Annotated in this window: 9 protein-coding genes; 6 read left to right on the top strand and 3 right to left on the bottom strand. The window is 70.3% G+C overall.

Annotation, left to right across the window (positions count from 1 at the left end):
• Positions 1 to 15: 15 nt before the first annotated feature.
• Both F462_RS08330 and F462_RS08325 read left to right on the top strand, forming a co-directional pair.
• A complete protein-coding gene (locus F462_RS08330) occupies positions 16 to 837 on the top strand; it encodes a TatD family hydrolase (RefSeq protein ID WP_038053206.1) in 822 nt (273 codons plus the stop codon).
• 246 nt (positions 838 to 1,083) lie between these two features.
• The gene (locus F462_RS08325) at positions 1,084 to 1,629 is read left to right on the top strand and encodes a glycine cleavage system transcriptional repressor (protein WP_018140202.1); all 546 of its coding nucleotides are present in this window, start codon (positions 1,084 to 1,086) and stop codon (positions 1,627 to 1,629) included.
• An 18-nt stretch (positions 1,630 to 1,647) separates the two neighbouring features.
• Here F462_RS08325 and F462_RS08320 read toward each other — a convergent pair whose 3' ends face one another.
• The gene (locus F462_RS08320) at positions 1,648 to 2,337 is read right to left on the bottom strand and encodes a haloacid dehalogenase type II (RefSeq protein WP_038053203.1); all 690 of its coding nucleotides are present in this window, start codon (positions 2,335 to 2,337) and stop codon (positions 1,648 to 1,650) included.
• A 119-nt stretch (positions 2,338 to 2,456) separates the two neighbouring features.
• Between F462_RS08320 and F462_RS08315 the strand changes: the two genes are divergently transcribed.
• From F462_RS08315 to F462_RS08300, 4 genes are all read left to right on the top strand, one after another.
• On the top strand, positions 2,457 to 2,780 hold the full coding sequence (locus F462_RS08315) for a BolA family protein (protein ID WP_018874839.1): 324 nt from the start codon (positions 2,457 to 2,459) through the stop codon (positions 2,778 to 2,780).
• Positions 2,781 to 2,829: 49 nt separating this feature from the next.
• Complete coding sequence (locus F462_RS08310) at positions 2,830 to 3,984, top strand: alkaline phosphatase family protein (protein WP_156100419.1); 1,155 nt, start codon at positions 2,830 to 2,832, stop codon at positions 3,982 to 3,984.
• A 61-nt stretch (positions 3,985 to 4,045) separates the two neighbouring features.
• Positions 4,046 to 4,348 (top strand): hypothetical protein, encoded by a 303-nt coding sequence (locus tag F462_RS08305; protein ID WP_018874837.1) that lies wholly within the window; start codon positions 4,046 to 4,048, stop codon positions 4,346 to 4,348.
• A 16-nt stretch (positions 4,349 to 4,364) separates the two neighbouring features.
• On the top strand, positions 4,365 to 8,894 hold the full coding sequence (locus F462_RS08300) for an Lhr family helicase (protein ID WP_038053201.1): 4,530 nt from the start codon (positions 4,365 to 4,367) through the stop codon (positions 8,892 to 8,894).
• Positions 8,895 to 9,320: 426 nt separating this feature from the next.
• On the opposite strand, the gene hisC is transcribed toward F462_RS08300, so the two are convergent.
• Positions 9,321 to 10,415 (bottom strand): histidinol-phosphate transaminase, encoded by a 1,095-nt coding sequence (gene hisC, locus F462_RS08295; RefSeq protein ID WP_081911384.1) that lies wholly within the window; start codon positions 10,413 to 10,415, stop codon positions 9,321 to 9,323.
• Positions 10,412 to 11,713, bottom strand: a complete 1,302-nt coding sequence (gene hisD / locus F462_RS08290; protein ID WP_038053198.1) for a histidinol dehydrogenase — start codon at positions 11,711 to 11,713, stop codon at positions 10,412 to 10,414. Before hisD ends, hisC begins: the two co-directional genes overlap by 4 nt.
• Positions 11,714 to 11,724: the final 11 nt, after the last annotated feature.

Here is an 11,724-nt window from a genome sequence, read left to right as displayed (position 1 = left end):
GTTAGCATACCGCGCATGGAATGGATCGATATCTGCTTCAACCTCACCCACGAATCCTTCAACAAGGAACGCGACGAGGTCCTCGAGCGCGCCCGCGAGGCCGGCGTCTCCTGGATGCTGATCACCGGCGCCGACGCCCACCAGAGCGAGAAGTGCATGGAGATCGCCGACCAGTACCCGGACTGCTGCCGCGCCACCTTGGGCGTGCACCCGCACCTGGCCAGACAGTGGACCGACGCGATCGCCGCGCGGTTCAGTGACCTCGCCCGCGCGGACGACAACGTCGTCGCCATGGGCGAGATGGGGCTGGACTACAACCGCGACCACTCGCCGCGCCCGCAGCAGCGCATTGCCTTCGAGGCCCAGCTGGAGCTGGCCGCCGATCTCGGCCTGCCGGTGTTCCTGCACGAGCGCGACGCCAACCACGACTTCGCCCAGATCCTGCGCCGCTGGCGTGACAAGCTGCCGGCCACCGTGGTGCACTGCTTCACCGGCGAGGCCGACGCCCTGGCCGAATACCTCGACCTCGACTGCCACATCGGCATCACCGGCTGGGTCTGCGACGAACGCCGCGGCACCCACCTGCACCCGCTGGTCCCGCGCATCCCGCGCGGCCGCCTGATGATCGAGACCGACGCCCCCTACCTCCTGCCACGTACCCTGCCGAAAGGCTCTGGCAAGAAGATCGGCAACGGCCGGCGCAACGAGCCCGCCTTCCTCCCCCACATCGGCGAATACGTGGCCCAGCTACGCGACGAGACCCCGGAAGACCTCGCCGCCCACACCTCCGCCACCGCCCGGGCCTTCTACAACCTCCCGGAAACCACCTACGCCTGACCTTTTTTCGGCGGCCGACGCACCGGGGCTCATCAGCCAGGGCATCCCTTCTATCCGCGCCCCGCTGGGCGCACTAGAACCCCGTCAAGAAAACCGAGCGGCCTTGGGAAACTGGCCGCCCAATGGCTCAGCGACCCGCGGATCTTGCCAGAGGCTTCCAAAGTTCCCACGGGGGTCGCCATACCCAGCCCCGGGGACGATGCCGTAGGATGGTTCGCCTACGATATTTTCGCTGGGAGACGGAACATGAAGACTTCGCTGATTCTGACGCTGGTCGGGCCGGACCGGCCGGGGCTGGTGAGCGCAGTTGCCGCGCGGGCGCGTACGGCGGGCGGCAACTGGCTGGAGAGCCGGATGGCGCAGCTGGCCGGGCAGTTCGCGGGGGTCGTGTTACTGGAAGCCGAAGCGGAGGCCGTCGAGGGGCTGGAAGCAGCCCTGCGTGAGCTGGAGGGCGAGGGTCTTCAAGTCCACATTCAGCGCGGGAGTGAACTGCCGGCGCCGACCCGGCACCGCGTACGGCTGGATCTGATGGGGCATGACCATCCAGGCATTGTGCAGGACATCACGGCCGTCCTGTCTCGCCACGGCGTCAGTGTCGAGACGCTGGATACAGCCTGCGAGCCGGGTTCCATGACCGGAGAGCCGATGTTTCGCGCCCAGGCCGAGCTGGGTGTCCCAGACGACGTGGACCTGGATACCCTGCAAGACGACCTTGAGGCCCTGGCCAACGAGCTGATGGTCGATCTGGAACTCCACGACCCGCAGCGTGAGCCTGCCGAAGTCGTAGCCTGAGCCCTCAGTCGTGCGGGATCAGGTCTGGCCGTGGGGCGCAACACCCTCAAGAGTAGGCAGTTCGGCGAGCCGCTGAATCGTGGCCGCAGGCTCCACGCCCCAGGGATCGAATAGCCCCTGTCCCGGGCGGTCGAGCCACACCGTCTGCATGCCCACCGCCTGCGCGCCGATCACGTCGAACGGATTTCCGGATATCAGCCAGGCCTCGGTCACCGGCACGTTCGCGCGCTGCAGGAAGTGACGGTACACCACCGGGTCCGGCTTGAAGCGCCCGATCTCATCCACGCAAACCATATCCGCGAAGTACGTGTCCAGTTCGGCTTGGCTCAGCAGGCCGCTGACCGTCTCCGCGGTTCCGTTGGAGAAGGCGAACAACCGATGGCCGGCCGCGCGCAGTGCCTCCAGCGCCGGGGCCGCGTCATCAAAAGCCGGGAGCTGGCGATAGCGCTCCAGCAACTCCGCCTCCTGCTCCGCGCTTAACGTTATGCCCTGGGCCGCACAGCAATACTGCAGCGCCTGCTCGGTGCAAACATCGAAGTCCGCATACGCGCCCATTAGCCCGCGGCGAAACGTGTACTCCAGCTGCTTTTCTCGCCAGGCGCGCGCGAGCACCGGGGCCTGCTCCCCGATCCAGGCCTCGAGCGTCTCCGCAATCCTCTGCGGATCGATCAGGGTCCCGTAGATATCGAACGCCAGCGTCTGTCGCATACCCCCCTCCCCATCTCTCTGAAGACGCGGCGCATCCCGCCCGCTGCATACCGGTTCTGGACATCCTTGCCCGGCAGCGAAACACTGCGCACATCGAATCCAATTGTCGGGAACTATCCATGACCATGCAGGAAACCATCACCCGGAAGCTAGAGGAGCGCTTTGCGCCCGAGCATCTGGAGGTGGTGAACGAGAGCCACATGCACAACGTGCCGCCGGGTTCGGAGTCGCATTTCAAGGTGACGGTGGTGTCCGAGGCCTTTCGCGACCAGAAGCTGATCGCGCGGCACCGGCTGGTGAACCAGGCCCTGGCCGACGAGCTGTCCGGAGGCATTCACGCGCTGGCATTGCACACACTGGACCCGGACCAGTGGTTCGAGCGCGCCGGCAAGGTGGCCGAATCCCCGCCCTGCATGGGTGGAGACGGCGGCGCGAAAGGCTGACGGCTTGTCGATAACACCTAAAACCGCGGCCCGACCGGCCGTGGACGCGATGCTGCGTGCGCGCCTGGAATCACCCGGGCTGATGGACCTGCTCGGCCAGATCGAGGCCAGCCTCAATCCGACGGCCACTCACCCGCCGCTGGCGGGCGTGACCGAACACCTGGGGCCAGATCGCCACGTTGTGCTGTGGCTGATCGACGGCTTCGCCACCCGCTACCGCCGCCACACTCCGCTGATGGGCGCGGACCACGTGACCGACCTGGAAACCGTGTTCCCCAGCACAACGGCCACCGCGATCACCAGCATCCTCACCGGCCGCCACCCCGCGCAGCACGGACTGCTGGGCTGGCATACCCGACTGGCAGCGGCGGAACGCACCCTCACCGTACTGATGGGCCAGGAACGCGATGGCGAGGACCGCGCGGCCACGCTCGGCTACCGCGAACTGACCGGCCGCGTGCAGCCCGACCGCCTGAGCGACCGCCTCGGCTGCGCCATGACCTGCATCGGACCCGAATGGATCGGCGGCACACCGTATAACCGAATGATGAATCGCGGCGCGGACTTCATCGGTTTCGAGGAGCTATCCGAGCTCCCGGCGCGTGTGGCCGCACATGTAAACGCCACCCCCGGCCCGCATTTCACGTACGTGTACTGGTCCGAACTGGACCACCTGGGCCATCAGTACGGCCCGGAAAGCCCCGAGGTAGAGCGCCACCTGAAACAGCTGGACCTGGCCTACACCGCGACCTGCGCCCAGATCCAGCGACCCGAGAGTGTGTTTCTGACCACCGCCGACCACGGCATGCGCACGATGGAGCGGCGCCTGGACCTGCGCGAACACCCTGCCATCCAGGCCTGCCTGCGCCACCGCCTGACCGGCGAACCCCGCGCCGCCCTCGCCCATGTGCAGGACGGACGGGATCGCGAATTCTTGGCCGCCATGCACGCCACATTCGGCGACGATGTGACGGTCATGCCCGCCGCCGACTGGCTGGACCACGGTACCCTGGGACCGGGCCCCGCGCACCCGGAACTGCGCCAGCGTGCGGGCGACTATCTGCTCCTGCCGGCGGAGGATGCCTACCTGGTGGACCCGCCCGCCGACGACGACGGCCCGCACTTCCGTGGCGCCCATGGCGGCCTGTCCGCGGAGGAACGCCACATCCCGCTGTTTCTACGCAGCCCAGCGCATTCGGGGTAAACTGTGGGGTTTGCCCGCGGTCGAATACCGTGCGGCCCGCCGGAAAACGATTCGAGACCCCATGAACGACACCCCCGACCAGACCTACAACAACGCCGCGCAACACCTGATCGAGCTGGCCAACCGCCTGGCGGACGACGGTCAGGCCGACGAGACGGGGGACGTCGCCGACGGCCTGCTGGCCGGCGCGGTGCATTTCTGGCTCTACAGCCGCCAGCCCTGCGGCGACCCGTTGTGCGAGGACTGCGCCCCGTTCGCGGACGCTGAGAGCCGACTGGCCATGCTGCACGAGTTGATCGACGAACTGGCACGCGACAGCGACTACTTCCACTCCACTACCGACAGCACCGTCGGCCACGCCTGACCCGCCAGTCAGCGCCATGCCGGTCACGCCCTTTCGCCCCGCGACCGACACCTGGTTCCGCGAGGCCTTCGGGCAGGCGACCACCATCCAGTCCCGCGGCTGGCCTGCGACCCGCGCGGGCCAACACAGCCTGCTCATTGCCCCCACCGGCAGCGGCAAGACCCTCGCCGCCTTTCTCAGCGCCATTGACCGCCTGACCAGCGAGCCCGCACCGGATGCCCGGCGCGGCTACTCGGTGCTGTACATCTCGCCACTGAAGGCGCTGGCCACCGACATCGAACGCAACCTGCGCGCCCCGCTGACCGGCATCGCGCAGACCGCCGCGCGTCTGGGCCAGACCGTAGGCGAGACCGCAAGCGAGCCGGTGGTACACATCCGCACCGGCGACACCCCGCAGGCCGAACGCCGCGCCCAGGCGCGCGAACCCGGCGACATCCTGGTAACCACGCCGGAGTCGCTGTACCTGCTGTTGGGCTCGAAGGCCGCCGAAAACCTCGAGTCCATCCACACGGTGATCATCGACGAGGTGCATGCGCTGGCCGGCAACAAGCGCGGCGCGCATCTCGCCCTGTCGCTGGAACGCCTGGCCGAACGCTGCGGCGAGGACCCGCAGCGCATCGGGCTGTCCGCCACCGTGCACCCGGTGGAGGTGGCGCGCGGCTTCCTTGGCGGCGACCGCGAGGTGGAGGTGATCGACGCCGCCGAGCCACCGCGCCTGGACCTGGAGATCCTTGCCCCCGAGGAGCCGCCCGCCGAGCACGCACCCGCCACCGTCGAAGCCACGGAGGCGACAAGCCCCATCCCGTCCGGCTCCATCCTCGGCACGGTGTACGGCCAGGGCACCGGGCAGCTCCCTACCGGTGGCGGCGACCGCGCCGCACGCCTGGAGCCGCGCCTGCTGGCCGCGATCCTCGAGCACCGCTCCACCATCGTGTTCGTGAACAGCCGCGGGCTGTGCGAGCGCCTGGTCCAGCGCATCAACGAGGCCTGGCGCGAACAGCAGCCGGAGGACGCCGAACCGGTGGAGGACCTGGTCGCCGCCCACCACGGCAGCGTCTCCCACGAGCGCCGCGCCGAGATCGAGGGCCGGCTGAAGACCGGGCGCCTGCGCGGCATCGTCGCAACCAGCTCGCTGGAGCTGGGTATCGACATGGGCGCGGTGGACCTGGTGATCATGGTCGAATCCCCCGGTGCGGTCGCCCGCGGACTGCAGCGCGCCGGGCGGGCCGGGCATGGCGTGGGCCAGGTCTCGCGCTCGCTGCTACTGCCGCGCTTTCGCGGCGACCTGCTCGAATGCGCGGTGATCGGCGAGCGCATGCAGGCCGGCGCGCTGGAACCGATCCACGCCCCGCACAACCCGCTCGATGTGCTGGCCCAGCAACTCGTCGCGATGGTCTGCGAACGCCCGCGCACGGTGGACGAGCTGCATGCGCTGGTGCGCCGCGCCGCGCCCTGGCGCGAGCTGTCGCGGGCGCTGCTCGAGGCCACGCTGGACATGCTCTCCGGCCATTATCCGAGCACCGACTTCGCCGACCTGCGCCCCTGGCTCGCCTGGGACCGCGCCCGCGACGAGCTGACCCCGCGCCGGGGGGCGGCACTGGCCGCGCGCCTGAACGCCGGGACCATCCCCGACCGCGGGCTGTACGGCGTGCATGTCGGCGAGGGCGGGCCGCGCATCGGCGAACTGGACGAGGAGATGGTGTTCGAGCTGAAGACCGGCGAGAACGTGACCCTGGGCGCCAGCACCTGGCATGTGGAGGCGATCACCCGCGACCGCGTGCTCGTCTCCCCCGCCCCGGGCGAGGTCGGCAAGCTGCCGTTCTGGCATGGCGACGGCCCCGGCCGCCCGATCCAGCTCGGCCAGGCCATCGGCGCCGCCACCGAGCGGCTGGCCCGCATGAACCGCGCCGAACGCACGACCTGGCTCAGGGAACACGCGCCACTGTCGGAGGCGGCGGTCGAGACCCTCAGCGACTACATCGACGAGCAGCGCGAGGCCACCGGACAGCTGCCCTCCGACCAGCGCATCGTGGTCGAACGCTTCCGCGACGAGGTCGGCGACTGGCGCGTCTGCATCCTGACCCCGTTCGGCGCGCGCGTGCACGCCCCCTGGGCGCTGGCCCTGCAGGGCGCGCTGACCAGCCGCTCCGGCTTCGAGGTGCAGGTGATGTACACCGACGACGGCATCGTGCTGCGCCTGGCCGACAGCGAGGACCTGCCCGAGCTGGATGCCCTGTTCCCGGACCCGGAGGAGCTGGAGGAGGCGGTCACCCGCGAGCTGGGGAACTCCACGCTGTTCGCCAGCGCCTTTCGCGAGAACGCGGCGCGCGCCCTGCTACTGGTGCGCAACCGTCCCGGCCAGCGCACCCCACTGTGGGCGCAGCGCCTGAAGTCGCAGCAGCTGCTGGCCTCGGTGCGCGAGTACGCGAGCTTCCCGGTGGTGCTGGAGACCTACCGCCAGGTACTGACCGACGTGTTCGATCTGGACGCCCTGCGCCAGATCCTGCGCGGCGTGCAGGAACGCCGCATCCACGTGCACGAGGTGGAGACGCCACAGGCCTCGCCGTTCGCCCGCAGCCTGGTGTTCGCCTATGTCGCGGCCTACATCTACGAGCAGGACGCGCCGATGGCCGAGCGCAAGGCCCAGGCGCTGACGCTGGACCGCGGCATGCTGGCCGAACTGCTGGGCCAGGCCGAGCTGCGCGAGCTGATCGACCCCGAGGCCCTGGCCGAGCTGGAGGCCGAGCTGGCGCACGCCACCGAGGCGACCCGGGTGCAAGACGCCGACGCCCTGCACGACCTGCTGCGCCGGCGCGGGGACCTGACCGCGGACGAGGTCGCAGCCGCCTGCGCCGAGGCACCGGGGCCGTGGCTGGAGCCGCTCGCCCGGTCCCTGCGCGCGGTGGAGGTGCGCATCGCCGGCGAGCCGCGCTGGATCGCGGCCGAGGACGCCGCACTGTACCGCGATGCCCTCGGCGTGGTGCCCCCGCCCGGCCTGCCCGCCGCCTTCCTGGAACCGCCGCAGCGCCCGCTGGAACAGCTGCTGCGCCGCTACGCCCGCACCCACGGACCGTTCCGCAGCGAGGACCTGGTGGCACGCTACGGCCTCGCGCCGGGCGCGCTGCTGCCGGCGCTCGAGAGCCTGGAGCGCGCCGGTGTGCTGCTGCGCGGTGAGATCCGACCGCAGGGCACGGGCGAGGACTGGTGCGAACTGGACATCCTGCGGCGGCTGAAGCGCCGCACCCTGGCGCGGCTGCGCGACGAGGCGGCCGCGGTCGATGCCCGTGCGCTGGGCCGCTTCCTGCCCGCCTGGCAAGGCCTGACCGAGCCCGGCCGCGGAGCCGGCGCCCTGCGCGACACGCTGACGCAACTCGAGGGTATCGCCCTGCCCTGGTCCGCCTGGACCGCTCACGTACTGCCGATGCGGGTGCGCGACTTCTCGCTGGATGCGCTCGACCGCATCACCGCCTCCGGGGAGTTCGTCTGGGTGGGCAGTGGTGCGCTGGGCCAGCGCGACGGGCGCGTCCGCTTCCTGCGCCGCGAACAGGCGATGGTGCTGCTGGAACCGGAGGCCGATGCCACGAATACCCCCGCCAGCGACGACCCGCTGGCGGAGGCGATCCTGGACACCCTGGACCAGCGCGGCGCCTGCTTCTACCTGGAGCTGGAACGCGCGGCCCGGACGGCGCAGTCGGATGCCCGCCAGGACGCGATCGAGGCCGCGATCTGGGACCTGGTCTGGGCCGGGCAGATCACCAACGACACCGTCGCGCCGCTGCGCAGCCTCGGTCAGCGCAGGACGTCCGCGCGCGGCCGGCGGCGACCGGGACAGGGTCTGGCCGGCGGGCGCTGGTCACGGGTCGCCGAGCTGATCGACCCAGGCGTGTCGCTGACCGAGCGCGCCCGCGAACAGGCCGAGAACCTGCTGGCCCGCTACGGCGTGGTCAGCCGCGAGATGGCCCGCGCCGAGGGCCTGCCGGGCGGCTTCGGGCGCGTATATCCCGTCTACCGCGCGATGGAAGACGCCGGCAAGCTGCGCCGCGGCCACTTCGTGGAGGGCCTGACCGGCGCGCAGTTCGCCCGCGCCGGCGCGGTGGACCGCCTGCGCGCCCTGGAACGCGCGGCCGACGACACCCCCGAACCGCAGTGGCTGGCAAGCGTCGACCCGGCCAGCCCCTGGGGCCAGCTCCTGCCTTGGCCGCAGCCGCCGGAAGCGGCCGAGGGCCGCCTGCGCCGGGTCGCCGGGGCGCTGGTCGCCCTGGCCGGCGGCCAGCCGCTGCTGTACCTGGCCGCCTCCGGTCGCCAACTGTTCGTCTGGGAGACCATCCCCGGCATCGACACCGGCGAGGCCTACGCGGCACTCGTCACCGAGGCGATTCGCCAGCTCGCGAGCAGCGGCTGGCTGCCGAAACGCCGCGGCGTGACCATCGAGAGCATCAACGGTGAACCGGCGCGCCAGTCCCCGTTCGCCGCTGCCCTGCGCGCCGGCGGTGCACTGGGCGAGGTGCGCGGCCTGCGCCTGGAGCCACCCGCCGGCCGCCGCTAATCCGACCTGCGGGGCAAGGGCGAGGAAAGCCTTTCCACCACGGAGGGCACAGAGGACACGGAGAAGTTCAGGTCGGGATCTACAGGAAGAGGGAAAGGCTGGAAGGAGGGCTTTCGGGTGGTGGAGGATTGGGCGGATTGCCGTCGCAGCGCGACATTCACACGCCCCCGTCAATCTTGGCCATAGCGGAGCGGAGAGCCGGGATCTCCGTCGTAAGGCCACCCCGCGAGGTTCGGAAGGCCCCACCGCAGCGATCCCGGATAACCGCGCCGCAGTTTTCGGGATGGCAATCCGGGTTGGTGATCCGGCACGGTCCGTCAGACTTCGAGCTTGCAGCTGGCACAGCACCTTGCCCCTCAAGAGTTGCTCCGTGCTCTCTGTGCACTCCGTAGTGCAACAAGAACCGACGTTGCAATCGGCAAAGCGTCAGGTGGAGAGGGCCTGCCCCAGGGCGCCAAGGAAGGCATCGTTCTCGTCGGGGCGGCCGACGGTTACGCGCAGGCAGTCGGCGAGCAGGGGATGCGCGCGGCCGACGTCCTTGATCAGGATGCCGGCCGCGCGCAGTGCGGCGAAGGTCGCATGCCCCTGCCCTGCACGTACCCGGAACAGGATGAAGTTCGCCTGGCTGGGAAAGACGCGTTCGACACCAACCGTCGCGGCCAGGCGCTCGGTCAAGCGGCCGCGCTCCTCGACAATGCCGCGGGCCTGGGCATCCAGGGCTGCGCGATGCTCCAGGGCGAAGGCGACGGAGCGCTGGGTCAGGGTGTTGATGTTGTACGGCAGGCGCAGCCGGTCCAGCGCGTCGATCCAGGCCGGGGTGCCGGCCAGATAGCCGAGCCGCGCGCCGGCCAGCCCCAGCTTGGAGACCGTGCGCATCACCATCAGGCCGTCGTCCGCGCCAACCCGTGAGAGGAAGCTGTGGGCAGCGAACGGGGCATAGGCCTCATCGAACACGGTAACCCCCGGATTCGCGTCGACGACCGCCTCCACCGTCGCGGCGTCGTCCAGCGTCCCGGTCGGGTTGTTGGGGTAGGCAAGGAACACGACGGCCGGGTTGTGCTCGGCCATCGCCTCGCGCATCGCCGCGAGATCCAGGGTGAAGTCCGCGTTCAGGGGCACGCCAACGAACGGCACGCCCAGCGCCCGGGCCAGCACGCCGTACATCACGAAGGTCGGCTCCGGCGCCAGCACCGGTCGCCCAGATCCGGCGATCGCCGTGATCAGGATCTGGATCAGCTCGTCGGAGCCGTTGCCGAACATCAGCCCGGCCGCTTCGGGCACGCCGTGGGCGGCGCGCACCTGCCCGGCCAGGCCCAGCGCCTGGGCATCCGGGTAGCGGTTCAGTTGCGGGTCGCGCAGGGCCTCCAGCCAGGCGTCTTCCAGCGCGCCGGGCCAGGGGTGCGGGTTCTCCATCGCGTCCAGCTTGATCAGGCCGGTTGCGTCGGCCACCTGATAGGCCGGCTGCGCCAGCACCTCCGGGCGCATCAGGGCGTCCGGGGTTCGTGTCGAGCGTGCGGTCATCGACTGCGCAGTTCGGCGGATCGCGCGTGGGCGGTCAGGCCCTCGCCGTGCGCCAGCGCGGCGGCGGTCGTGCCGAGCTTGGCCGCCCCCGCGGCCGAGCAGTGGATGATGCTCGAACGCTTCTGGAAGTCGTACACCCCCAGCGGCGAGGAGAAGCGCGCGGTGCGCGAGGTCGGCAGCACGTGGTTGGGCCCGGCGCAGTAGTCGCCCAGGGCCTCGGAGGTGTAGCGGCCCATGAAGATCGCGCCGGCGTGGCGCAGTCCGGCGTCCAGCATCGTCTGCGGGTCGGCCACCGACAGCTCCAGGTGTTCCGGCGCGATGCGGTTGGCGACCGCGACTGCATCGGCGGAGTCGCGCACCTTCACGAGCGCACCGCGCTTGTCGAGGCTGGTGCGGATGATCTCGGCGCGCGGCATCTCGGCCAGCAGGCGGTCCATGGCCTCGGCCACACGGTCGAGGAAGGCCGCATCCCAGGACACCAGGATGGACTGGGCCTGCTCGTCATGCTCGGCCTGCGAGAACAGGTCGGCCGCGATCCAGTCCGGGTCGGTCTCGCCGTCGCAGACCACCAGGATCTCCGACGGGCCGGCGATCATGTCGATGCCGACCGTGCCGAACACCTCGCGCTTGGCCGCGGCCACGAAGATATTGCCGGGGCCGACGATCTTGTCCACCGCCGGGATGGTCTGGGTGCCGTAGGCCAGGGCCGCCACGGCCTGGGCGCCGCCCACGGTGAACACGCGGTCCACCCCGGCCACGGCGGCCGCGGCCAGCACCAGGTCGTTCAGTTCGCCGCCCGGGGCAGGCACGACCATCACCAGCAGTTCCACGCCGGCGACCTTCGCCGGGACCGCGTTCATCAGCACCGAGGACGGATAGGCCGCCTTTCCACCGGGCACATACAGGCCGACGGAATCCAGCGCGGTCACGCGCTGACCGAGGACCGTGCCGTCTTCGTCGGTGAAGTTCCAATCCTGCATCTTCTGGTGTGCGGCGTACTGGCGGATGCGCGCCTCAGCGGTTTCCAGCGCCTTGCGCTGCTCCGCGGGAATGGACTCCAGCGCGGCCTTCAGGCGCTCCTGCGGGATCTCGAGATCGGAGACCGCGCCGCGGTCCAGACGATCGAACTTGGCCGTGTAGCGCAGCACCGCAGCGTCGCCCTCCTCGCGCACCGCGGCGAGGATCTCGTCCACCGCATCCCGCACGCCGGTATCGGCTACGGATTCCCAGGACAAAAGATCGGTCAGGGCACGGTCGAAACCGTCCTGCTGGGTGTCGAGACGGGCAATGGATGGCATGTTCGGATCCT

Origin of the sequence: Thioalkalivibrio sp. ALJ1 (assembly GCF_000745395.1) — a bacterium.
In the GTDB taxonomy this organism is placed as follows: Bacteria; Pseudomonadota; Gammaproteobacteria; order Ectothiorhodospirales; family Ectothiorhodospiraceae; genus Thioalkalivibrio.
The sequence above is the reverse complement of the archived record's forward strand: the minus strand, read 5'-3'. Positions and strand labels throughout refer to the sequence as shown.